The following is a 23,041-nucleotide window of genomic DNA, read 5'->3' as shown; positions in this document are numbered from 1 at the left end:
TATTACTTATCATTCTTTTTAGGTCGGCCACGCTTTTTTTCCTTTTTATCGGCTAACTCTTCAACTTTTTCGGCAATTTCTTCATCTGGTTGTTCGTTAACCTCTTCTTGTTTGCTATCCTTACTAACGCTTTTTTTACTGATTGCATCATCTAAATTTAATAAATACTCAAATTCATTGACTAAAATATTGACCGCTGATTGAATTGCGCTCTTAGGAGTGATGGAACCATCAGTTTGTATTTCTAGAATGAGCTTTTCATAGTTGGTCATTTCACCAACACGAGTATTTTCAATTTTAAACGCAACGTTAACTACAGGTGAGTAAAGAGCGTCAATAGCAATCGTTCCGATCTCTAGCTTCTCTTTATCACGCCGTTCAACCATCACATAACCTCTTCCCTTTTTAACAATAATCTCCATATCTAACTTGACATTTTTGTCTGTCAAGGTAGCGATTGGTTGATCACCACTAACAATTTCCACATCAGAATTTTTAGAAATATCAGCAGCGGTGACTACCTTTTCACCAGTAGCAACAAGATTTAATTTTATTTCTTCATCAACATCGGCATATATTTTTACTCGCACTTTCTTCAAGTTTAAGATAATATCAACGACGTCCTCTTTAACAAAAGGAATGCTGTTAAATTCATGGTCAACACCAACGATTTTAAAGCCAACAACTGCGGCACCATCTAATGAGGATAATAAAACACGACGTAAAGAATTACCAATAGTAACACCAAAGCCTGGGTAACAAGGTTCGATAATCACCTCGGCCTTATTGTCCGAAATCTTTTTAAAATTAATTTTATCAGGTGGCGTAATGTTGAACATAATTTTGTGCTAATTTTATTTAGAATAAAATTCAATAATTAAAGTTGGATCAAACGGCACAGCTAATTCTTGCATATCTGGCTTGCTAGTAATAGTAGCTATATGCTTGCTATGATCATAGTTCAAATTGGATAAAAAATTCTTCTTTTCCATTTTACCAAGAACGCCCTGCCAATATGTCTTTTTCTGATAAGATGGTTTGACGGAAATCTGGCTACCAACTTTAGTTTGATATGATGGAATATTTACTTTCTGGCCATCAATAGTGATATGTCCATGACTAACTAATTGTCGCGCTTGCGAACGGGAAGTTGCCCAACCAATGCGATAAACAATATTATCTAAACGCGATTCCAGTAACTGGCATAAATTTACCGATGTATCGCCGGTATTCTTAACTGCTAAATTATAAGTATTACGAAATTGTTTTTCGTATAAGCCATAAATTCTCTTAGCTTTCTGTTTCTCTCGTAAATGTTTACCATAACCCGATAAGCGACCACTTTTGTTAGTTGGTCCATGGGCACCTGGCACATAATTTCTTTTAGCTAAGGCTCTTTTTCCTTCATCACGTAATTCAATACCTTCACGCCTAGATAATTTCCATTTTGGTCCTGTATATCTTCCCATAAATTAATGATTTATTAAAAATAAAATATTGTTGGGTTAATTAAACTCTTCGCGGTTTTTTCGAACGACAACCATTGTGCGGTATTGGTGTCATATCTTTGATACTTAAAACATTCAAACCATTGGCGTGTAAAGCACGTACCGCTGCTTCGCGTCCAGCACCGACACCGCGGACATAAACATCAACTTCTTGCAAACCATAATTTTTCACTTTATCAACTAACGTCTTTACAATGATACTAGAAGCGTAGGGTGTGGCCTTTTTTGGTCCTTTAAAGCCACAGCTACCTGCTGAGCTTTGACCAATAGCGGCACCATTTAAATCGGTTATCGTTACAATTGTATTATTATATGTAGCTTGAACATGAGCCTGTCCCCGCTTAATCATTTTTTTAACCTTTTTCTTCTTGGACTGTTTTTCCGGATTGATAATGTATTTCTTCGCACCGGCTCTTTTTTTCTGCTTATCTAATAGTCTTTTTTTTCTCGACATATAAAATATGAATTATAATTAAGTTTTTTCCGCTGATTTAGCACGACCACTACCCATTGTGCGACGAACATTGCCGCGGACAGTACGAGAATTGGTTTTGGTTCTTTGACCGCGAGCCGGTAGACCACGGGCGTGACGAGTGCCACGATAGGAACTGATTTCTTTTAATCTTTTGATATTCATCAAGATTTCTCGTCGTAAATCACCTTCAACTTTATAATTTTTGGCTAAATGATCACGAATCAATTTTAACTCTTCCTCTGTTAAATCTTTAACTCGTTTACTGATATCAATTTTCAGATCAGTTAAAATTTTCTGGGATAATGTTCGGCCGATACCAAAAAGGTAAGTTAAGCTAATAACAACTCTTTTTTCATTGGGTATATTGATGTTTGCGATTCTTGCCATAAGTAATTTTATTATATTACGTAATTTTATTTAGCCTTGTCTTTGCTTGTGTTTAGGATTTTTACAAATACAAACAACCCGTCCAGAACGTCGAATAATTTTACAATCTTTACAAATTTTTTTAACTGAAGATCTAACTTTCATAATGTTTTAATATCGATAGGTTATTCTACCTTTGGTGAGGTCATAAGGACTAATTTCTAGCTTGACCTTATCACCGGGTAGTATTTTAATGCGATTAATCCTCATTTTTCCAGATAAATGAGCCAGTAACTCATGCTCATTTTCCAGTTTTACCTGGAATGTTGCGGCGGGTAGTAATTCGGTCACAACACCAACTACTTCAATAAAACCTTTTTTATTTGTTTGAAAATCAAGATTACTCATTAAAATAACTAAAAAAAACAGACCATTTACTCAAAATGCTTGGTTTTAACCAGATCTCTTCCTTAGTAAACGATGCATGTTGTCTCACTGTATTAATTTTTTTGTGGGCGATTTTTATGGTTTTTTTTCGATAATCTTATTACTTGGCATAGTATAATATATTTTTTGCAAACTAGTCAAGTAATTTAAGGGCTATAATATGTTATTAGAATTCACGGAAATAGTCAAGAGCTATTTCAGGATAGATTTTATTCTGCGTACACCGGCTGATGATGCTTCTTCCTTTAAGATACTAAAATGACCTAATTCACCAGTATTTGCCACATGTGGACCACCACAAATTTCCCGGGAGAATATTCTATCATCTTTGCCTACTGTATAAACTTTGACTAGCTCACCATATTTTTGATTGAATAAACCCAAAGCACCTTGCTCCTTGGCCTTTTCCACAGATAATTCTTGCCAGGAAACAGCTAATTTTTGCTGAATTGCCTCATTAACTAATTTTTCCACCTTTGTCAGCTCGTCAGTAGTTAACTTAATGGGATGAGAAAAATCAAAGCGCAGTCTTTCTGAGGTTATATTTGACCCTTTTTGAGCAATATGTTCGCCTAATACTTTTCGTAAAGCTGCGTGCAATAAATGAGTAGCGGTATGTAATTTAGTTACCATTTCCGAATTATCAGCTAAGCCACCCTTAAATTTTTGCTCTGCCCCTTGTCGTGATAACTCTTGGTGTTTTTTTAATTCAGCAAAAAATTGCTCAGCATCCACCTGAATATTAGATCTTTGTATTTCTTCTAAGGGAAATCCATAAGTTGAATATAATTTAAAGGCTGTCACGCCATCAATAGAGCCTTGCCTGGCATACTCCTGAATAATTTCTTCGCCCCGATCTAATACTTTTTTAAATTTTTCTTCTTCGATCGAAAACTCTGACAGTATTTTTTGTTGATTTTGCTTTAAACAATTGTACGTCGGCGCATATAATTTTATAGTTTCTGCGGCAATTGCTGGAATAAAGGAATTAACAATACCTACTTCTCGTCCGCGACGAATAGCGGAACGAATTAAACGGCGAACAACATAACCTTGATCAGTATTTGATGGTATCACTCCCCTCTCATCACCAATGATAAATGTGGCTGCTCGCAGATGATCAGTAATAATTCTTATGGCTTTCAAATTGCTTTTATCTTGCGCTAAAGAATACACTAGATCATAAATTGGTTTAACAACATCTGTTTCATAAATAGTCTGATAGCCATTGATTACAGCTAATGTTCGTTCTAGTCCCATGCCCGTGTCAACATTTTTTTGTGCCAAAGCAAAATAACTACCATCAGCTTCTTTACTGTATTGCATAAATACGTCATTCCATATTTCTACCCAATTACTCTCGTCATTGCCGGGATTGGAATTTTCCGAAGGTAATCCATCACCAACATAATAAAACATTTCCGTATCAGGTCCACAAGGTCCTGTCTGACCAGCTGGGCCCCACCAATTATTTTCCTTTGGTAAATAAGCTATCTTATGTTGAGGAACACCAAGACTTAACCATTTATTTACTGACTCTTCATCAACTGAAGCATCCTGATCACCGGCAAATACAGTTATACCTATTTTTTGGGGATTAATATTTAGCCACTTTGGTGATGTTAAAAATTCCCAACTATATTCAATAGCATCATCCTTAAAATAATCTCCTAAACTCCAATTACCCAGCATTTCAAAAAACGTCAGATGAGTATCATCACCTACTTCTTCAATATCACCAGTTCTAATACAACGCTGACAACTTGTTAGTTTATTACCACTTGGATGTTTGCTTCCTAATAAAAAAGGCACAAGTGGGTGCATACCGGCAGTGGTAAACAAAACCGACGGATCATTTTCGGGAATCAAAGAAGCACCATCAATGATTTGATGGCCTTTACTGGCAAAAAAAGTAGTATATTTTTCTCTTAATTGTTGGGCTGTAATCATGACTTCAATTTTAACAAAAATAAGGATAAAATCAAGCAATAATGCCGCTACCAATTATTATTCCCTGTTGATCGTAAAAAGCAGCAACTTGACCAGGAGTGACTGCGCGTTGTCCAGCTGCTAATTTAACGGTTATCAATTTATGCTTGATTAATACTTGGCAGGGAATTATTTTGTCGCGATAACGGATGCGTACACCGCATTTTAATGGTTGTTTCGGACTCGCTGCTAACCAACGAACAGAATGCAAAATCAGTTGTTTGCTGATGAGTAATGGATCATCGATATTATTAGTAACGAATAAATTACCACTCTTTAAACTCTTATTAACGACATAGTACGGACCAGTACCACCGACTTCGATACCTTCCCGTTGACCAATAGTAAAAAACTCCACACCTTGATGTTGACCGAGTATTTTTTTATTATGAATATCAATAATTTTTCCTGGCGTTCCTTTAAATTTGCGTTTTAAAAAATCACGAACTTTTATATTGCCAATAAAGCAAATACCCTGGGAATCTTTTTTATCGGCCACTGGCAACTTTATTTGTTTGGCGATCTTTCTGATTTTCGGTTTTGTTAAATTACTTAAAGGAAAAATTGTATGTCGAATCTGTTCATCTTTCAGTCTGGCTAAAAAATATGATTGATCCTTATTTAAATCCTTTGCCTGCCCAATATAATATTGATTATTTATTTTGCTAACACTAGCGTAGTGTCCAGTTGCCATTAGATCAAATCCTAAATTTAAAACTTTATCTAAAAAAACACCAAACTTGATTTCCTGATTACACATCACGTCCGGATTAGGAGTCAAACCTCGTTGGTAATTATCAATCATATATTGCACCACTAGCTCATAATATTCCTTTTCAAAGTTCACTACATAAAAAGGTATTTTTAATTGATCGGCGACTAACTGCGCGTCCCGTTGATCTGTTTCCCATGGGCAGCCTTTGATCTCTGGTAACTCTTCGCTCCAATTACGCATATAAATGCCGGTAACATCATATTTTTCTTGTTGGGATAATAAATAAGCAGCGACTGATGAATCCACACCGCCGGACATAGCAATAGCTACTTTTGTTCTTTTTTTTAATTTAACCATTTATAATTATTCAAATATACTTTTATAATTTTGTAAGAAATAATCTTCAAAAGACTGAGTATTATTTTGATTTATTTCTGCTTGATAACTTTTGTAGAATTCCCAAACTTTATCTTTAAATTTATCTCTGACATATTTATCATAATATTGACGCGTAATACTCTCATCATTTAATAGTTCGTCTATATTATCGGTAATAGGAGATCCATGCTCACGCGCTAAGATCTCAATAATAATATTACGCGGCGTTGATAACAATATTTTTTTAAAAGACTCAAAAGTAGGTTGATTTTCGACATTAAATCCCGTTCGATAAGACCTAATTAAAGTTTCATTTAAAATACTGGCAGCAAATTCATAATGTTCTTTGGTTTTTTCAGTAGAAAATTCTAATATACTCCGTTTTTCTACCTCTGTTAGTTTTATTTTCTCCGTTATTGGATTAATAATAGAATGGAGAAATTCATGAACTTCATTAACTCGGTTATTATGATCTGACATAATATAATATGTTTCACCTAAGTGCATTCCGAAACCAGATTGTGATTTCATTAACGGATTGTGAGGCAAATATACATATTCCTTAATATTACCAAAATTCTTTGGCAGAAAAAAACTTATAGCTTCATTAATTTTATTTTTTAATTCCGATAAATCGTTCTGCCTTCGATCAATATCATTGTTAATATAATCACTTGTCTTTTCGTTCACGGTAATAGTTTGCTGAAATTCAGCTATTAGATTATGAAATTTCAACATAAGATAATTAAGTTTAATATGCAAATAAGGAGATTTATGCATTTTTATTTGCTCAAGAACACAATCTTTAATATCTTGATTTTTGTTAAATGAGAAAGATAACCAATCTATTAATTCTTTATTACTATCAGTCAATTCTACCAATTCTTGATATTGAATTCTAAACTTACGCAAATCTTCAACTTGATATTCGGCTAGTATTTCCTTACCTTCCTTGGTGTCACAGGTACTGATATCTATTTTATTTTGCAATATTGAAAATAAAAGAAGACCTTCAATGTCATGAGGATTTCCAATTTCTATTTCTGGATTAGTTTTTTCTTTCTGTTCAAATTTTAGATTAGATTCATTTTGCATACAAGTAGATAACTATTCCCTATTTAATTAACAAAAAATGTTTTAATGTGGGAGTGATATTGGGTGCTAGATCGTGCTTTCTATTAATCTCTGATAACTTTAACCATTGCCAATTTTTAATATCCGCTCCTGGCTTAATAACTCCTCTTCTTTTAGCTAAGTAATGAACTAAAATTATATCAATCACAGTCTGCTGATCTTTTTTCTGAGTATAATAAAAATATGGGTCTTGTTTCATTATTTGCAAGTTGATACCCAACTCTTCCTGTGATTCTCTTTGGGCAGTGGTAATTAAATTTTCTGCCTGATTCTCTATCCGACCACCACAAAATTTCCAAAAGTTATCTTTACCATGTTTTACTAGTAAGACACAATTATTTTCCACAATGACTGGGCCAGAAGCAATGATAATCTTATTAACCTTGGGGGAAGCTGAAATTAATTTAAATCTCTTTACTTTCCTTTGCCTGATTATAATTTGACCACTAAACATTGATAATGATCGCACCCAAGTTTCTTTCGTTTTAATATTTTGATAGACAACCATTGGTTCTAGTGTTTCTGAATCTTTAACAATGCTCACAACTTGATAAAAGTCTTTTGTTTTGTAATGTTGATAAATTTGATTTGGTATTATCTTCATACTAAATTAATTGGCCATTTTCTATGTAGAGAAATTCCTTTTGCTCCTGAAAATATGTTTCTATTCTTTGGGCAATGTTTTTATGCAGCAACATAAGAGCTTTATCTAATTTAACATATTTAAATTCTGATAACTCTTTATTATCCAATTTTATTTTATCAACTGCTAAATCACCGCCTATGAACAAAAATTTGATACTCTCTGAGTGCTCATCAGTTGCTACGTAGTCGACTACTACTAATTTAAAATCTTGTTGCTCTAAGCCTATTTCTTCTTGGATTTCTCTTTGAATAGCCTGTAATGGTGATTCGTCTTTCTCAATAACACCCCCGGGTAGCAGCCAATAATCTGCATAATTCGGTTTAACGATTAAAATATCCTTTTGCTCATTATAATACAGTGCTAAAGCAGACATACGTTTAGTAGGTAAATTTTGGTAATAATCGTTGGCCATAAAAATATTAATTAATTAATTCCAAAAATTTCTTTAATATCTTGCTTTATTATTATACCGGGATCATTAGCTGTGGAAGCGTGATCATATAAAAATGATCCTTGAAATTTTTTATTAGCTAATAAAAATGGTAACCAAACTCTATCCGCTTCCCACATTTGTGCCAGTGGTAACTTATCCAGTTCAAACCACTCGGGTTTCATCTCTTCAGTTTCCCGAATCTCCTCTTGGTACTCTGAGCAGCTAAAAATATGTACTTGCAAATTAGGTGATTGCTCAAGAAAAGTAAAGTCAATAATACCTTTCTTTATTAAATCAACAGATCTTATCCCAGCCTCTTCTTTCAGTTCTCGTTGTGCTGCTTGTTCAATTGTTTCCCCCGCTTCAACTTTACCACCAAAACCATTCCAGTGACCAACACCAAAACCACGCTTCTTCATACCTAGTAAAATCTGGTTATTTTTTATAACGAAGCATAGAGTTAATATTTTTATCATATACTTCTAATAATTTCGTGTTTAAAATATCTTTCTTGAAATAGTACTGCTTTTTCAATTTCTTCATCAGTCATATCAGTATTATGAGGCATCACTACTAATTTATCATCGTCGTCTTCTAATCGATGAATAATTGCTCGCACAATGCCCGTTGCTTCACCTAATATTATTTTTGATCCCAAATAATAGACATCTAATTCTTCACCGTCGGGTGCCAAAACACCAGGAAGGTAACCATAGTTCACTTCATAGATCGTGTCGTGCTTAGGATGACGACTGCCCAAAGGTCGATCAATAATAATATTCACTTCTTGACCAAGGAACTGCTTTGCTAAGATCAATGATTTTGATGAATTACGTTCCATAATATTTTGATATTACTTTTCAAATACATCAAAAATTAAATTTCCTCTAACGAATATATATCTATCACCACTTCTTCATAGGGATGTACTTTCTTGATGGCTACGACAACATCTTTTGCTTGGGCACGATCGCAGACAAATTCTATTCTTTCTTCCTGAACTGATTCTAATTTTCCAACTTCACCGATTGCTGGATGGGCACCGTCTTCAGGTTTAAATCTACCCACACCTTTTACAGAAAAACTACATTGTGTATAGTTTCCGATTTTTCCTGAACCAGTTTCCTCTATCACACTGCGAACTATATCCGCATGTGACTCTGGCACAAATACTACAATTTTAACATTTTTTGGTTGGTCCATATTTTTATTTAATAAATTTCTAAACTTCGTGGTATCTCTTGATATTATTCCTGCGTTCGGATAATCATTCTTAAAGTTTGCATTAAATACCTATTTCTTGGATACTTTTTTATCTCGACTTTTTGAAAACCGCATTTCTCGTAAACCTTAATTGCTCTTAGGTTATTTGGCCGAACTTCTAAATAAATTTTTTTAATACAAAATTTCCGTGCTTTATTTAAAAGTTGTTTTATCGCCTTTGTGCCATGTCCTCTGTTTTGTTGATTTTTCTCACCAATAACAATCTGTGTTTCATACCAACCACCCCTTCTCTGTTTCAATGCTAAGTGACCAATTACTTTCCCATTTACCGTTATCATATACTGCTTATCTTTTTTATCTTCTAATATTCTACTAAAATATTCATTAACTTCTTGATTTGAAATCCTTCTCAACTCTCCACTGGTCACTCTCAATAATAATTTATCTCGCCACCATTTAACAAAATATTCTTCATCAGAAGCATTGATTTTTCTTAATCTAATCATATACTTTCTAGTATACTCACTGCTCCGATAATCCATTCAGATCGCAGACTCTCTTTCATTTCTTGAATTTCTTGCCAAGTAAACCATCTTGCATCCATAATTTCGTTCTTCGGCCAATCAAGTTTTCCGCCAACAATTTTCGCCTCAAAGGCGTGTTTAGGTGGTGTATTTGAGTGTGCTTGGAAGATATCAATTTTACGAATCAGATCTACATCGTATCCAACTTCTTCCTTTGCTTCCTTTATTGCCGTTTGTTCAATTGAATCACCTTCTTCAACCTTTCCCGCCGGAAAATTCCACAAACCATTAACTTCAGTGCCTGGACGATTTTCCTGCACAAGTAAATATTTATCGTCTTGCTTAATAACTACTCCCGCTACTATAAATGTGTAAGTTATTTTTTCCATAGTTTTATTATACTCCTACACCCCATGACACTTTTTATATTTCTTCCCGCTACCACACGGACATGGCTCGTTACGTCCTACCTTGGGTTCATTATTAAAAGTTTTCGTAACCGCTGATTGACGCTCAGTCTCTTGCTGGGCAAATTGGGAAGTGGGATTATTTTTGATTAAATTAAGTGGACGATTGGCTAAATCTTTGCCACCGATATTTATTGTTTCGCCTAATTTAAAAATATTATAAACAATTTCATTTTGAATGGAATCTAACAACTGATCAAAAAGTAAAAACGATTCCTTTTTGTATTCTACTAGCGGATCACGTTGTCCGTAACCACGCAAGCCAATACCTTGCTTTAAATAATCAATAGCTTCTAAGTGATCAATCCATAAATTATCAATCGTCCGCAATATTAGTGACAATTCCACTCGCGACCAAGCAGTAGCATCGCCCACAGTCGCCGCGAACTTGGCTTGCAAATCAGTATATTTCGCTTGCAATAACTGACGCGAGTGTTCAATCAATTGATGTCTGATTTGATGCGATTCTAACTCATGATCATTGATGATTTTGTGGTACTCCGCAATCTCGGAATCTGCCAATTGACATATTGATTTCAAAGTTTCCAATATCTCTTGATAGTCCTGTTGACCTTCCGCCGTAGTATGAAAATTTATCACCTGATCCAATTCTTGATTGATTAAATCGGCAATGTAATCGGATAAGCTTTTGATTGGTTGGCCATCGATATTAAGCCAATTTAAATTATCAGTGCGACCTTCAGCCATCAGTAAAATATTTTTTCGTCGTTGATAAATAACCTCTCGATGTTTATTAATCACATCATCATACTCAACCAGATGCTTTCTAATATCAAAATTATGCCCCTCAACTTTTCGTTGCGCTGACTCAATCGACTTGCTAATCATGCCATTCTCAATCGGCATATCTTCAGGCACCTTCAAAGTCTTCATCAAAGATTTCATCCTTTCCGAGCCGAAGATACGCATCAGATCATCGTCGAGTGAAACATAAAATAGTGTGGATCCGGGATCACCTTGACGCCCAGCGCGACCACGCAATTGATTATCTATGCGTCGGGATTCATGTCTTTCAGTACCGATGACTAGCAGTCCACCCAATGATTTTACTTGTTCAGCTTCCTGTTGATCAACTGGGTTGCCACCTAAAATAATATCCACACCGCGACCTGCCATATTAGTAGCAATAGTTACGGCCTGTAATTTACCGGCTTGGGCAATAGTCGAAGCTTCTTTTTCGTGTTGTTTAGCATTTAATAGTTGATGAGGGACGCCCTCGCGCTTCAAAAGCTCCGATAGTAATTCATTTTTAGCGATTGAGATAGTGCCAACCAAGACTGGTTGTTTCTTTTCATAACGTTTCTTTATTTCTTGAACAATAGCTCTGAATTTACTAGCCTCGTCTTGATAGATTAAATCATTATGGTCAATTCTAATAATCTCTTTATTCGTCGGGATGACGGTAACGTCCAGCTTGTAAATTTTCGCGAATTCTTCAGCTTCAGTTGCTGCGGTACCGGTCATGCCAGCTAGTTTCTGATAGATGCGAAAATAATTTTGAAAAGTAATAGTAGCTAGGGTTAAACTTTCTTTTTGAATTTTGACATCTTCCTTAGCTTCAATAGCTTGGTGTAGTCCTTCAGAATAACGACGACCAAACATCATGCGACCGGTAAATTCATCAACAATAATTACTTCATCGTCTTTGACTACGTAGTCTTTATCCTTTTTAAACAAAACCTCAGCTTTCAGCGCTTGTTCCAAATGATGAACAGTTCGTAAGCCCTTACTTTGATAAATATTATCGACACCTAAAATCTTTTCCACTTTCGTCATACCGTCTTCAGTCAAAGTCACAGCTCGGAGCTTTTCATCAATATTATAATCAGAATTCACTTGTAAATTACGAACGATCTTCGCAAAATGATAGTATTCGTCAGTAGACTCCTCAGCTGGCGCGGAAATAATTAATGGCGTTCGCGCTTCGTCGATTAGAATCGAATCAACTTCATCAACAATGGCATAATATAGTTCACGCTGCGACATTTGCTGCGTACTCGGTACCATATTATCTTTCAAATAATCAAAACCAAATTCGTTGTTGGTGCCATAAATAATATCAGCCGCATATGCCTCCTGACGATAACATGGTTTAAGTAACTCTGGTTCTACTGCCACGCCCTGATCACGAATTTTATCAATGGTAGAATTTTCATCAACAAACTGGGCATCGTACAAATACGCTGTTTCGTGCTGAATGACACCAACTGATAAACCTAAATAATTATAAATTTGCCCCATCCAAGTAGCATCACGTTTAGCTAGATAGTCATTTACCGTGACAACATGGACACCCTTACCGGTTAAGGCATTTAGATAAACTGGCAAAGTAGCAGTTATTGTTTTTCCTTCACCAGTTCTCATCTCCGCTATCTGCCCACGATGTAAAACTATGCCACCGATCAATTGGACATCAAAGTGTCGTTGCTTTAATGTTCTTTTGGCGGCCTCGCGCACCACAGCAAAAGCCTCCGGTAAAATATTATCGAGAGATTCACCGTCAACTAAACGTTTCTTAAATTCAATGGTTTTATTTCGTAACTCTTCGCTGGATAATAATCCAATGTCTGTTTCTAATTTGTTTATCTGTTCTACTAGTGGTTGCAGTGATTTGATATATTTCTCATTTGCGTCACCGAAAATAAAATTAAGTAAGCTCATTTATTTGCAGAAATTAATAGTAAACTGGACTTAATATAACAGATAATATAATTATTGACAATAATTAGAGATAGTAGTACAAAGATAGAAAAGGAGGTCCGATGACTACTCAGTGGTACATACAACCGATTGATGATTACACTAATGCCGCGATAGCTAATTTACTTATTGCCGACTGCTCAGCTAGTGACGCCCAATGCGATAATCTGCTGGTAGCCGAGAAAAGAATATTAGCTTGGCGTATTAGCCGTAAGAATTTACGCATCCTAGAAGCTAGTGCACAAAAAAATAAAAGTCTACGCTTTACTATCTATTGTCAACACGGTAAAGATGCCCAAATCAATGAATGGTTTAAAAAGCAGCGCTAATAATTAGCACTGCTTTTTCAAAAACCAATATATCTGATTTCCTCTTCTAATTTAATTTGAAATAAATCATTAACTTTATTTTTTATAAAATTAATTGCTTGGATAACATCAGCTGATGTTGCTTGATTGTAATTGATAATAAAATTAGCATGCTTTTCGGAAATCATGGCGCCGCCAAAACACTTTCCTTTTAAACCAGCTAAATCTATCAACCAAGCAGCAGGAATTTTACCATATTGCCGATATTGATCTGGGATTTCTTGAGATATTGTTTTTTTCAATACTGCTAAAACTTGCTCAGTTAAAACAATATTTTTAAAAACACTACCAGCTGAAGGATAAGCTGGTTGTTTTGACCAACGATCAGTATTATACTCTAACATTTTTCGTTGAATTTCTGAGCTTAAACCCGGAGCTAAATTAAAAGTGGTTTGTATTAGTAATAAATCTCGATGTTTAAAAATACTATCACGGTAACTGAATTGTAGTTGTTCTTTCGTTAAGGTAACTAATCTGTATTCCTCATTCAATATTAGACAATTAGTAACTAAATCTGCTATCTGTCCGCCATAAGCTCCGGCATTACCCACCACAGCACCACCAGTTGATCCCGGAATACCAACAGCAAATTCTAAGCCACTGAGATTATTTTCTAAAGCAGTACTTACTAAAGAAACTAGAGAAATATCAGAACTAGCAACGATCGTTTGCTCGTTTACATCAATTTTATTTAAACCAACTCTTATTACGAGTCCCTCATAGCCTAAATCATTAATCAAAACATTAGATCCACTACCCAATAAACAATGGGGCATTTGCCATTGTTTGATTAGTTGCCAAATAAGAGGAATTAATCTTAATTCGGTTAATTGGCAATAATATTTTGCGGGACCACCGATGTGATAAGATGTTAAATTAGCCAAGGGATAATTTTCTTTAATCTCTGTTAGTTCCCTAAGCTTTTGTAAACACAATTCAGCTTTGGTCATATTTTTAAATATTGACGTACTGTCTGATCAATAGATCCGGCGCCGATGATTAATATTAAATCATTAGCCTTAATTATTGATTCAATGGTATTGGTTAATTGACTAATATTTTTTTCGACACGAACGCTAACTTTGGATTCCTGACGGCAAGCTGTGGCTAGCTGATCAATTAATATTTCCTTACTTTCCTTGTCATTCTCGCGCCCAACAACACCATAAATACTACAGAGTATTAATTCATCAGCTAAAGTAAAAGATTGGGAAAACTCTTTAAATAACTTTAGCGTACGATGCACCTGATGGGGCTGAAAAACTACTACCAATCGTTTATGCGGATAAAATTCTTTTGCTGCTTTGATAGTAACAGCTACGGCTGTCGGATGATGAGCGTAGTCCGAGATTACCAAAGTATTTGGTTGCTGCTGCCAGGATCCCAAAATTTCAAAACGACGCCAACAGCCAGCAAATGTCTGTAAGACATGCTGATAAACTCGGGGGTCTAATTTAAATGACCAGGTGGAAGCGATAGCGGCTAAAGTATTGTAAATATTAAAACGTCCAGGAATAGACAAAGATAACGAAATAATCTTTTTATTGGCATAATACAAATCAAAGCATTGTTTTTGATCTTTAATCTTGATATTTCTCGCCTGTAACTTTGCCTGCTGTTCAATACCGTAAGTTAAACATTCATTCTTAGTAGCTAAGTGGCGAAGCGTTGGATCGTCAACATTCAAACAGAGGTGATGACTTTTTAATTTACGAATGAATTTTTCAAAATGTTTAACAATATCATTAAGATCGCGGTAATAATCTAAATGATCAGCTTCTAAATTGGTAATCGTGATAATCTCAGGTTGTAAATAAAGCATGTGGCCACGATACTCACAGGCTTCAACTACCAACCACGGGCTTTGACCGTACCGAAAATTATGATCAAAATGATTTACTTGACTACCTACTATAATTGTTGGATCTATTTTACCAGCAGTTAAAAAAAGACCAACTAAAGATGTGGTCGTGGATTTACCATGAGTTCCGGAAACAGCAATAGTTTTATACTGTTTAGACAATTCACCAAGAAATGCTGGATAACTATAAACTGGAATATTTAATTTTTGGGCGGCTAATAATTCAGGATTATCTGTACTGATCGCTGGTGTATGAATAAATAAATCAATATCCGTAGTAATATTAGTGGCTAAATGTTTACGATTAATTTTAATACCGATTAACTCCAGATTATCGGTGATCGAGGAAGAACAAATCTCAGTACCGATGATACTAATACCGTGATAATGAAAAAAACGCGCTAAAGCAGAAACGCCAATACCACCAATGCCAGATAAATAAACTTTTTTAATTTTTAACCAATTCTTTTTAACCATATTTAATAATTTTATTGCCTAACTTAGCCGCCGCCGTATCAGGCCGGACCAGTTCTCTACCCTGTTGCTGCACTAAATCATGTTGTAACAAACTGCTACTCACCGTAGATAAAAACAATTCTTTTGTCAATTCACTACTATAAATCACGTCGACTAGTTGACGTTCTCTAAAATATTGAGCATTTTTCTCCTGATGAGAATCAGCTATTGGGATAATTAATACTTTCTTTCCCAGTGCCAACATCTCTGATAACGCACCAATTCCTGCTCGGGAAACGATCAGATCGGCTCTTTGCAGAACAAATCCCATCTGTTCTTCATCAAAAAATTCATTCACATAATAGCAACCTTTCTTATTGATACGACTACCTATCTTATTAACGCCAGTTAAATGAATAACAAAGTACTGGTTAGTTAACTGATCAATAATTTGGTCAATAAAGTTATTTAATTGATCAGCGCCAGTACCGCCGCCCGTAATTAAAATTACTGGTCGATTATTAATTTCCGTAACTAGTTGTTGCTGCAAGGGTGATGATTTTACTCTTAAAATACTATCTCTAATCGGTGTACCGATATATTCTATGGCCCTACTAAAGGCACTGACTAATTCTGGCCAAGAAACAGTTATGGCGCAGGCACCATGAGCCATAATTCTATTGGCCAATCCTACCGGTAAATCTAACTGATGAATAATTACTTTAACTCCCGTTAATTTAGCAGCTAAGTAAAAGGGTATAGCCAAAAATGAACCCGCGGTAACCATGACCGTAGGATGTTCTCGTATTATAATTATTAACGATTGAAAAAAACCAATTAAAACTTTAATCAGATCAGTGAAATTCTGCCAGCTAAAATAGCGGCGCCACTTACCAGAGTGTAGTGGTTGATAGGACCAATGCAATTCAGTGATTACTTTCCTTTCGGGTCCACCATAAGAGCCAATCCAAATAAAGTCGGCATTGGTAATTTTTTTTTCTTTAATTAAATATTGAGCAGTGGCTATCAAGGGTGAAACAGATCCCATAGTACCACCACCAATAAAAGCTATTTTCATATTTTTCTTCTTTGTTGAGAGATGTTTAATAGTATACCAAAAGCAAACATTGTCATCGCCATTGATGTTCCACCATAGGAAATAAAGGGTAAGGGCAATCCAGTCAATGGTATTACTGATAACATACCACCGAAGTTTATCATTGCTTGAACCAGAAACCAAATAGTAATACCCGTAGCCAATAAACGACCATAAGCATCAGGACTAGCGCGAGCGATCTTCAATCCTCTACTCAAAATTAAAAAATAAGTTAAAATTAATAAAGAGCTGACGATAAATCCTAACTCCTCGGCAATCACCGCAAAGATAGAATCGTTTTGTACTTCTGGCAGATAACGAAATTTTTGTTTCGAGTGACCCAAACCTTGTCCCCAAAAACCACCAGCGCCAATAGCAATCTGAATTTGATCTGTTTGATAGGATTCGTCAGAACTGCCACTATCAGAAAAAAATACTTGTAAGCGATCAGGATGTTTAATGACCAATATACCCATCATTAAAATGATACCAACTAGGGCCATGATTAATAAATGCTTCATCGGGGCGCCAGCAATAAAGTAAATAATATAGGAAATTGCCAACAAGACTATTAGTGATCCTAAATCTGGTTGCTGAATAAACAAAAAAGCAATCAGACTAATCATAATCAAAAAAGGAATTGTACTACTATCCAAATCGCGTAATCCAATTTCACCCCTCTTTTCTAACCAGCTGGCTAAGTATATTAGAAAAGTTATCTTCACAATTTCTGCTGGTTGAAAAGTTAAACCAAAGAAGCCAATCCAGCTACGCGAATTATTTATTGTTACGCCGAGACCAGGAATAAAAACGGCAACGAGAAATAAAATTGATGCGACAAATAGTAAAAAAGAATATTTTTTCCAAAATGTATAGGGAAGGCGCCAGCCAATAAATAATAATATAATACCCGGTAATATTCCCTTAAATAATTGACCTAATACAAAATAATAACTATTGTGATATTTCTCAAAAGCAACAACTGCTGATGCCGATGAGAGCATTAATAAACCAAAGATAATAATCAAACCAATACTAAACAATAAGACATAATCTGTGCCCCGGTGATCAAATACAAAAATACTTTTAAATTTTAATAAAAGATTATCTTTCCCTCTCATGGCTTCTGATTAACTAATTTATTAAACTGATCACCACGATCAAATTCATTGATAAAAAGATTGAAACTAGCTGCTGCTGGTGATAATAAAATAGTGTAAGTAGGTTTAGATTTTTGTTTTGCTATCTTGACTGCTGCAGCTAAAGAACTTACTTCTTGATACTTTTTATAAGATAATCGTTTTAATAATGGTTTTATTTTGTCAGTCGCTGATCCTGGTAATAACAATAAAAAATCAACTTTTTGCTGGATTGTTTTCGCTAATTGATTATATGACAGAGACTTATCCATACCGCCAGCAATCAAAATTATTGGTTGCTGACTAGACTGGAGAGATGTTATTGTCGCTAGCGGTGATGTTGCTGTAGTATCATTAACAAATTTACGTCCTTGCCACACTCTAATCAATTGCCGCCGACCAGGTAAACCAGAAAAATTTTTTAAAATAATTCTGACGCGTGCTAAAGATAGATGATATATTTGAGCAACATATAAAGCCGCAATCATATTGGCGATATTATACTGACCAGTCAGTTTTAACTGATCAATTGACATTAATTTTCTTTGCTGATAATACAAATAATTATTCTTAACATAATTATCACCATGAGATAAAGAAAATTTCTTTATTTTCCCCACAATAAATCCTGTAGCTTGTTGACTAGCTCGATCATCGCGGTTAATAATTGCCCAATCTTTTTTTGTCTGATATTTAAAAAGTAACAATTTGGCATTGCGATAAGCAGTAAAATTTTTATAGGTATTCAAATGATCCTGCCCAACATTAGTCAATATTGCTACGCTGGGACTATACTTGATACTTTTTAGTCCCTCACATTGCCAACTGGAAAACTCTAGCACTACTAGATCTTGGGTTGTTAATTTAGACAAAAAAGAAAAAGGACTAATACGAATATTGCCTCCTAAATAAACCTTCTTTTTTTGTCCCGTTTTTAGAAGCTGATAAATCAATGTCGCTGTCGTACTCTTACCTTTGGTACCCGTAATGCCAATAACTGGACAAGGGCATAGGGTCAAAAAAAATGATAAATCGTTGTATATTTTAGCTTTTACTTTTTTAGCTGCTAATAAATATTTATTATCTTGCCTGACGCTGGGATTGGCAATCACAACTGCGGCGTTTTGAAAATCGCTTAACTGATGTTGGCCTAATCGATAAGTAATATTTTTAAACTTTTTTAATGGTGCTAAAGATGCAGCTAATTCCCGTTGATTTTTTAAATCGGTTATTAAAACAGGGTGTCCTTGTTCAGCTAGCCATTTAGCTACACCCAAGCCACCACCGTGCAAACCAAGTCCCATTACTAGATACTTTTTTTCAATCATTAATTTAGATATAGTAATCGATTAAAAACAACACAAAACCAACGACAGAAGCTACGCCTGAAACTACCCAAAAACGCATAACTATCTTATATTCTGGCCAGCCAATTGCTTCTAAATGATGATGCCACGGCGCCGATTGAAATACTTTTTTTCCCCTTATTTTTTTGGATAAAACTTGAATAATAACGGATAAGGATTCTAATACGAGAATAATTCCCGTAATTGGTAAAATAAACAAAGAATTAGTTAGTATGGCAATAATTCCTAAAGTAACGCCCAGGGCCATCGCGCCAGTATCACCCATAAAAAATCTAGCGGGAGAAATATTAAACCACAAAAAAGCTAATAAAGCTCCGACAATAGCGCCGCACAAAACAGCTAATTCAATCTTGCCTTGCATAAAGGCAATGGCGCCAAAGGTCACAAAATTAGTGACCAGAACACCTCCGGCCAGACCATCCAAACCGTCTGTCTCATTGACAGAAAATGATGTTGCGACAATCACGAGAGTAATAATTGGTATATACCACCAACCAACTGACCAGGTACCGAGAAATGCCAAGTGTAATAAATCCCAATCTAATTTAAAATAAAACCAGTAAGCAGCAACCAAAGCAATAATCGTATAAAGTAACAAACGATGTTTCATGCGCAATCCTCCGCCATTGGGTCCAATTTTTTTTACATTGAAAAAATCATCAACTAACCCAATCAAGGCCGCAGCAATTAAAGCACCGAGGGGTAACCATGTTTGCGCGCGCGATAAAAAATTTAAATCATAAAAAAGACTGAAAGAAAAAAATTTAGCTAAAAAGAAAAAAAGTAAAGCCCAAAATAATACGACTAGCCAAATGATAATACCACCCATGGTTGGTGTGCCACTTTTTTGCTGATGATGTTCATAAAAAATAGGAGCATTGGACGCTGGTCTAATCTCCTTACCTAAACGATATTTGTACAAAAAATGTGTTAACAATGGCGTTGCTAACATTGCTGTTGTAAAAGTTATTGTCGTTATCACAAAAATTTTAATTATCGGCCAAAGATTAAGATCCATATTATTAGTAATAATAGTAAATTAACGAAAAACAAGTGGCTATAATAATAATATTAATAACCAAGGATATGATAGCTACGTATAAACGTATTTTTTCATTTTTTGTTAACCAACGATAACACAAATAAAAATTAATTAATGTCAATAATAAACCAAATAAAAAAGGTGTGTATAGCTGCCAACCTGATCCGTACCGATCAATGCCAAAATAAATATTATAATGCAAGGGTACTTGATTACTATTGGGATGAATAATAAATAAAAGATAAGCTAAACCAGCGAAATTACAAATAACAGCCAGAATAAAAAAAAGGGCGGAAAGCAAATGGTGTTTATTTTTTAGTATTTTTATCATCGGCAACTATCTTTTTTAAACAGTTTAATAGGTATTTAAATTCCTCACTGGTAGTATCTTTACCCCAACTTAAACGAATTGATTTTTTTGCCTGTTCTTCTCGGACACCCATAGCTCGTAATACTGGTGATACTTTGATGGCACCCGCTGCACAGGCAGAGCCAGCAGATACTGCTAGACCCATTAAATCTAACTTAATAACCAAATCCTCAGAACTAAAATTAGGAAAACTTATATTACAAGTACTGGGAATAGCTTCCGTTAATGATCCGTTGAAACCAATCTTTTTGTATTGACGCATCGTAGTTATTAACTGATTTTTATATTGACTTACAGTTTTTATACGCTTTTCTTGCTCACTACCGAGCAATTTAATGGCTGTGGCTAAACCTACTATACCGCTACTGTTAAAAGTACCAGCTCTTATTCCCCTTTCCTGCGATCCACCGTCTTGTTGACGAATGAGTGGTGTTTTTTCTTTAATAAAATTAAAACCAATTCCCTTGGGACCAGAAATTTTATGACCAGAAAAGGTCATTAAATCAGCTTCAATGTGTTTGGGACGACAATTACAATAATTTAAGGCTTGGACAGCGTCTACGTGAAAATATATTTTTGGAAAATGACGATCAATTCTTTCTTTATTAATAGCTAATAATTGTTTTCCTAATTCCTTTACTGGTTGAATAGTACCGACTTCATTATTGACATACATCAAAGAAATTAACACTGTATTGTCTTTGATCTGCTTAATAATATCAACAACATTTACAATGCCGTTAAGTCCTGGTTTTACTAAAGATAATTGACATCCCTTTTTTTCCAAATTGAGTCCCGATTCAATAACTGCTGGGTGCTCGATATAACTGGTAATAATATGGGGTTGCTGATTAATCTTCTGCGCTAGCCATAATTGACGATAAAAATCTACTACTCCCTTAATAGCTAAATTATCGCCCTCGGTCGCACCGGAAGTAAACAGTATTTCGTGTGGCTGGACATATAAATAATCAGCAATAGTTTGTCGAGCCTGTTCAACGGCAGCCCGAGCTCTCTGACCAAACCAATGAATTGATGAAGCATTACCAAAATCATCGGACCAATATTTGGCCATCGCCTTAACTACACGCACATCAACTGGCGTGGTAGCAGCATAATCAAAGTAATAGTGTTTCTTCATAGATAAATTCATTTTTCTCTAGTACTATAACATTTTTTTTCAAATTAGAAAAGTAAAAAATATCCATAAATTCGTCGGCTAATGTCGAAGCTTAAATTCTATTTCAAATCTTAATTATCGTTGGCGGTTAAACACTTCGTTAGGAGTAAGATAATTCAATCTTTTTCTTGGACGATTGTTGATCAGATAACAAACCTTATCAATTTGTTCTTGCGTTATCATAGCAAAAGCTGATTTCTTTGGAAAGAACTGCCTCAATAATCCATTAGCACTCTCATTTGTTCCTCGTTCCCAAGAATGATAAGGATGAGCGAAAAATATCTCTACCCCTGTTTTCCTTTCGATCAGTTCATATTCTGAAAAGGTTGTGTCATTATCATAGGTAAGGGTATATTTTTTGTTTTCAGGTATTTTATTGAAGCGCTTTATTGTTTTATTTTTGGTTTCCTCAGCGGTTGAGTATTCCAGTTTGTCGCCAAAGATTATTCCGCTTTTTCTTTCAACATGCGTTAAGATTTGTTTAACGCGTTCTTGACCGACAATTGTGTCGCCTTCCCAATCACCAATTCTTTTTCTTTTCTCAACTATTACAGGTCTTTGATCTATTCTTCTCTTTTTTAACTTTTCTCGTTGTTTTTCGCGTATTATAGTGCCATAACGACGTCTGTATTTACCTTTCTGACACCTTAAATATTTAACTAAGTCTTTTCTATGCTCATAAATGAATTTATAGATACTATCTTTGTTAATATGCCTATTTTTATTAGCTGACCATTTTCTTTTTAAGCGACCACTGATTTGTTCCGGCGACCAATACGACTTTATTTTTTTGATTATGTAGTTTCTTAACCAAATATTATTTTCTATTTTTCTAAATCTTTGATTGGCTATTATTCTTCGCTCCTTAGTTTTCTTTTTAGCTATCCCTGCATCATAACCAGTTTTAGTGTTCGCAGGGTTTCTTTTTAATTCCTGACAAACAGCTGAAGCTGTTTTGTTTAATAGCTCAGCCGCTTCTTTCTGTGTTAAGCCGGCTCGGAGTAGGGCCGATAGTTCATTTCTTTGAAATGATTTAAAATGGCCGTAAAACATCTTTGTTAGGTTAATAATTAGTGGATTTAATTATTTTACCTTAACTTAGGTGTCTTTTTAGTTTAATTAAGCTTGGGACTAG

At 35.0% G+C, this 23,041-nt stretch carries 26 protein-coding genes and 1 pseudogene; 1 reads left to right on the top strand and 26 read right to left on the bottom strand.

Annotation, left to right across the window (positions count from 1 at the left end; translation table 11 throughout):
• Positions 1-2: 2 nt before the first annotated feature.
• The 17 genes and pseudogenes from COX77_03875 to COX77_03795 all read right to left on the bottom strand — a co-directional run bounded on the left by COX77_03875 (position 3) and on the right by COX77_03795 (position 12,988).
• Entirely contained in the window at positions 3-839 is an 837-nt protein-coding gene (locus tag COX77_03875) for a DNA-directed RNA polymerase subunit alpha (protein PIZ98638.1), read from the bottom strand.
• Positions 840-854: 15 nt separating this feature from the next.
• Complete coding sequence (locus COX77_03870; protein PIZ98637.1) at positions 855-1,469, bottom strand: 30S ribosomal protein S4; 615 nt, start codon at positions 1,467-1,469, stop codon at positions 855-857.
• 40 nt (positions 1,470-1,509) lie between these two features.
• Entirely contained in the window at positions 1,510-1,962 is a 453-nt protein-coding gene (locus COX77_03865; GenBank protein ID PIZ98636.1) for a 30S ribosomal protein S11, read from the bottom strand.
• Between the two features lie 18 nt (positions 1,963-1,980).
• Entirely contained in the window at positions 1,981-2,370 is a 390-nt protein-coding gene (locus COX77_03860; protein PIZ98635.1) for a 30S ribosomal protein S13, read from the bottom strand.
• A gap of 30 nt (positions 2,371-2,400) precedes the next feature.
• Positions 2,401-2,514, bottom strand: coding sequence for a 50S ribosomal protein L36 (locus tag COX77_03855; GenBank protein ID PIZ98634.1), 114 nt, complete (start codon positions 2,512-2,514; stop codon positions 2,401-2,403).
• Between the two features lie 6 nt (positions 2,515-2,520).
• The gene (locus COX77_03850; protein ID PIZ98633.1) at positions 2,521-2,757 is read right to left on the bottom strand and encodes a translation initiation factor IF-1; all 237 of its coding nucleotides are present in this window, start codon (positions 2,755-2,757) and stop codon (positions 2,521-2,523) included.
• A gap of 231 nt (positions 2,758-2,988) precedes the next feature.
• Entirely contained in the window at positions 2,989-4,743 is a 1,755-nt protein-coding gene (locus COX77_03845; GenBank protein ID PIZ98673.1) for an alanine--tRNA ligase, read from the bottom strand.
• A 34-nt stretch (positions 4,744-4,777) separates the two neighbouring features.
• A complete protein-coding gene (locus COX77_03840) occupies positions 4,778-5,857 on the bottom strand; it encodes a tRNA 2-thiouridine(34) synthase MnmA (protein ID PIZ98632.1) in 1,080 nt (359 codons plus the stop codon).
• A gap of 6 nt (positions 5,858-5,863) precedes the next feature.
• Positions 5,864-6,973 carry a hypothetical protein gene (locus tag COX77_03835; protein PIZ98631.1) on the bottom strand — a complete coding sequence of 370 codons (1,110 nt, stop codon included), beginning with the start codon at positions 6,971-6,973 and terminating at the stop codon, positions 5,864-5,866.
• A 436-nt stretch (positions 6,974-7,409) separates the two neighbouring features.
• A pseudogene (locus tag COX77_03830) lies at positions 7,410-7,616 on the bottom strand (DUF1653 domain-containing protein).
• A gap of 1 nt (position 7,617) precedes the next feature.
• Positions 7,618-8,070, bottom strand: a complete 453-nt coding sequence (locus COX77_03825; protein ID PIZ98630.1) for a hypothetical protein — start codon at positions 8,068-8,070, stop codon at positions 7,618-7,620.
• Between the two features lie 11 nt (positions 8,071-8,081).
• On the bottom strand, positions 8,082-8,564 hold the full coding sequence (locus COX77_03820) for a DNA mismatch repair protein MutT (protein PIZ98672.1): 483 nt from the start codon (positions 8,562-8,564) through the stop codon (positions 8,082-8,084).
• A complete protein-coding gene (locus COX77_03815; GenBank protein ID PIZ98629.1) occupies positions 8,564-8,932 on the bottom strand; it encodes an inorganic pyrophosphatase in 369 nt (122 codons plus the stop codon). Before COX77_03815 ends, COX77_03820 begins: the two co-directional genes overlap by 1 nt.
• A gap of 35 nt (positions 8,933-8,967) precedes the next feature.
• Positions 8,968-9,294 carry a hypothetical protein gene (locus COX77_03810; protein ID PIZ98628.1) on the bottom strand — a complete coding sequence of 109 codons (327 nt, stop codon included), beginning with the start codon at positions 9,292-9,294 and terminating at the stop codon, positions 8,968-8,970.
• A gap of 44 nt (positions 9,295-9,338) precedes the next feature.
• Positions 9,339-9,857 carry a hypothetical protein gene (locus COX77_03805; protein ID PIZ98627.1) on the bottom strand — a complete coding sequence of 173 codons (519 nt, stop codon included), beginning with the start codon at positions 9,855-9,857 and terminating at the stop codon, positions 9,339-9,341.
• The gene (locus COX77_03800; protein ID PIZ98626.1) at positions 9,818-10,228 is read right to left on the bottom strand and encodes a hypothetical protein; all 411 of its coding nucleotides are present in this window, start codon (positions 10,226-10,228) and stop codon (positions 9,818-9,820) included. The genes COX77_03805 and COX77_03800 overlap by 40 nt, the downstream gene beginning before the upstream one ends.
• A gap of 15 nt (positions 10,229-10,243) precedes the next feature.
• Entirely contained in the window at positions 10,244-12,988 is a 2,745-nt protein-coding gene (locus COX77_03795; GenBank protein ID PIZ98625.1) for a preprotein translocase subunit SecA, read from the bottom strand.
• 101 nt (positions 12,989-13,089) lie between these two features.
• On the opposite strand from COX77_03795, the gene COX77_03790 reads away from it, so the two are divergent.
• Positions 13,090-13,356: a hypothetical protein gene (locus COX77_03790; GenBank protein PIZ98624.1), complete on the top strand. Its 267-nt coding sequence runs from the start codon at positions 13,090-13,092 to the stop codon at positions 13,354-13,356.
• A 17-nt stretch (positions 13,357-13,373) separates the two neighbouring features.
• On the opposite strand, the gene COX77_03785 is transcribed toward COX77_03790, so the two are convergent.
• The 9 genes from COX77_03785 to COX77_03745 form a co-directional block, all read right to left on the bottom strand.
• On the bottom strand, positions 13,374-14,345 hold the full coding sequence (locus COX77_03785; GenBank protein ID PIZ98623.1) for a UDP-N-acetylenolpyruvoylglucosamine reductase: 972 nt from the start codon (positions 14,343-14,345) through the stop codon (positions 13,374-13,376).
• Positions 14,342-15,733 (bottom strand): UDP-N-acetylmuramate--L-alanine ligase, encoded by a 1,392-nt coding sequence (gene murC / locus COX77_03780; protein ID PIZ98622.1) that lies wholly within the window; start codon positions 15,731-15,733, stop codon positions 14,342-14,344. Before murC ends, COX77_03785 begins: the two co-directional genes overlap by 4 nt.
• A complete protein-coding gene (locus tag COX77_03775; GenBank protein PIZ98621.1) occupies positions 15,726-16,790 on the bottom strand; it encodes a hypothetical protein in 1,065 nt (354 codons plus the stop codon). Before COX77_03775 ends, murC begins: the two co-directional genes overlap by 8 nt.
• On the bottom strand, positions 16,787-17,929 hold the full coding sequence (locus tag COX77_03770; protein PIZ98620.1) for a stage V sporulation protein E: 1,143 nt from the start codon (positions 17,927-17,929) through the stop codon (positions 16,787-16,789). Before COX77_03770 ends, COX77_03775 begins: the two co-directional genes overlap by 4 nt.
• The gene (murD, locus tag COX77_03765) at positions 17,926-19,275 is read right to left on the bottom strand and encodes a UDP-N-acetylmuramoyl-L-alanine--D-glutamate ligase (protein ID PIZ98619.1); all 1,350 of its coding nucleotides are present in this window, start codon (positions 19,273-19,275) and stop codon (positions 17,926-17,928) included. Before murD ends, COX77_03770 begins: the two co-directional genes overlap by 4 nt.
• 4 nt (positions 19,276-19,279) lie before the next feature.
• Positions 19,280-20,332 (bottom strand): phospho-N-acetylmuramoyl-pentapeptide-transferase, encoded by a 1,053-nt coding sequence (mraY, locus tag COX77_03760; protein ID PIZ98618.1) that lies wholly within the window; start codon positions 20,330-20,332, stop codon positions 19,280-19,282.
• Positions 20,333-20,336: 4 nt separating this feature from the next.
• Positions 20,337-20,687, bottom strand: a complete 351-nt coding sequence (locus COX77_03755; GenBank protein ID PIZ98617.1) for a hypothetical protein — start codon at positions 20,685-20,687, stop codon at positions 20,337-20,339.
• A complete protein-coding gene (locus tag COX77_03750) occupies positions 20,665-21,879 on the bottom strand; it encodes a cysteine desulfurase NifS (protein PIZ98616.1) in 1,215 nt (404 codons plus the stop codon). The genes COX77_03755 and COX77_03750 overlap by 23 nt, the downstream gene beginning before the upstream one ends.
• Positions 21,880-21,981: 102 nt before the next feature.
• The gene (locus COX77_03745; GenBank protein PIZ98615.1) at positions 21,982-22,959 is read right to left on the bottom strand and encodes a hypothetical protein; all 978 of its coding nucleotides are present in this window, start codon (positions 22,957-22,959) and stop codon (positions 21,982-21,984) included.
• Between the last annotated feature and the right edge of the window lie 82 nt (positions 22,960-23,041).

It is taken from the genome of Candidatus Komeilibacteria bacterium CG_4_10_14_0_2_um_filter_37_10 (assembly GCA_002793075.1).
Lineage (GTDB): Bacteria > Patescibacteriota > Patescibacteriia > UBA1558 > UBA1558 > UM-FILTER-37-10.
This window is presented reverse-complemented; position numbering and strand designations above follow the sequence as displayed.

Bases quoted from the DNA above. Each gene is read 5' to 3' on its own strand.
- COX77_03875 (PIZ98638.1), bottom strand. From the start codon at position 839: ATGTTCAACATTACGCCACCTGATAAAATTAATTTTAAAAAGATTTCG.
- COX77_03870 (PIZ98637.1), bottom strand. From the start codon at position 1,469: ATGGGAAGATATACAGGACCAAAATGGAAATTATCTAGGCGTGAAGGT.
- COX77_03865 (PIZ98636.1), bottom strand. From the start codon at position 1,962: ATGTCGAGAAAAAAAAGACTATTAGATAAGCAGAAAAAAAGAGCCGGT.
- COX77_03860 (PIZ98635.1), bottom strand. From the start codon at position 2,370: ATGGCAAGAATCGCAAACATCAATATACCCAATGAAAAAAGAGTTGTT.
- COX77_03855 (PIZ98634.1), bottom strand. From the start codon at position 2,514: ATGAAAGTTAGATCTTCAGTTAAAAAAATTTGTAAAGATTGTAAAATT.
- COX77_03850 (PIZ98633.1), bottom strand. From the start codon at position 2,757: ATGAGTAATCTTGATTTTCAAACAAATAAAAAAGGTTTTATTGAAGTA.
- COX77_03840 (PIZ98632.1), bottom strand. From the start codon at position 5,857: ATGGTTAAATTAAAAAAAAGAACAAAAGTAGCTATTGCTATGTCCGGC.
- COX77_03835 (PIZ98631.1), bottom strand. From the start codon at position 6,973: ATGCAAAATGAATCTAATCTAAAATTTGAACAGAAAGAAAAAACTAAT.
- COX77_03825 (PIZ98630.1), bottom strand. From the start codon at position 8,070: ATGGCCAACGATTATTACCAAAATTTACCTACTAAACGTATGTCTGCT.
- COX77_03815 (PIZ98629.1), bottom strand. From the start codon at position 8,932: ATGGAACGTAATTCATCAAAATCATTGATCTTAGCAAAGCAGTTCCTT.
- COX77_03810 (PIZ98628.1), bottom strand. From the start codon at position 9,294: ATGGACCAACCAAAAAATGTTAAAATTGTAGTATTTGTGCCAGAGTCA.
- COX77_03805 (PIZ98627.1), bottom strand. From the start codon at position 9,857: ATGGATTATCGGAGCAGTGAGTATACTAGAAAGTATATGATTAGATTA.
- COX77_03800 (PIZ98626.1), bottom strand. From the start codon at position 10,228: ATGGAAAAAATAACTTACACATTTATAGTAGCGGGAGTAGTTATTAAG.
- COX77_03795 (PIZ98625.1), bottom strand. From the start codon at position 12,988: ATGAGCTTACTTAATTTTATTTTCGGTGACGCAAATGAGAAATATATC.
- COX77_03790 (PIZ98624.1), top strand. From the start codon at position 13,090: ATGACTACTCAGTGGTACATACAACCGATTGATGATTACACTAATGCC.
- COX77_03785 (PIZ98623.1), bottom strand. From the start codon at position 14,345: ATGACCAAAGCTGAATTGTGTTTACAAAAGCTTAGGGAACTAACAGAG.
- murC (PIZ98622.1), bottom strand. From the start codon at position 15,733: ATGGTTAAAAAGAATTGGTTAAAAATTAAAAAAGTTTATTTATCTGGC.
- COX77_03775 (PIZ98621.1), bottom strand. From the start codon at position 16,790: ATGAAAATAGCTTTTATTGGTGGTGGTACTATGGGATCTGTTTCACCC.
- COX77_03770 (PIZ98620.1), bottom strand. From the start codon at position 17,929: ATGAGAGGGAAAGATAATCTTTTATTAAAATTTAAAAGTATTTTTGTA.
- murD (PIZ98619.1), bottom strand. From the start codon at position 19,275: ATGATTGAAAAAAAGTATCTAGTAATGGGACTTGGTTTGCACGGTGGT.
- mraY (PIZ98618.1), bottom strand. From the start codon at position 20,332: ATGGATCTTAATCTTTGGCCGATAATTAAAATTTTTGTGATAACGACA.
- COX77_03755 (PIZ98617.1), bottom strand. From the start codon at position 20,687: ATGATAAAAATACTAAAAAATAAACACCATTTGCTTTCCGCCCTTTTT.
- COX77_03750 (PIZ98616.1), bottom strand. From the start codon at position 21,879: ATGAATTTATCTATGAAGAAACACTATTACTTTGATTATGCTGCTACC.
- COX77_03745 (PIZ98615.1), bottom strand. From the start codon at position 22,959: ATGTTTTACGGCCATTTTAAATCATTTCAAAGAAATGAACTATCGGCC.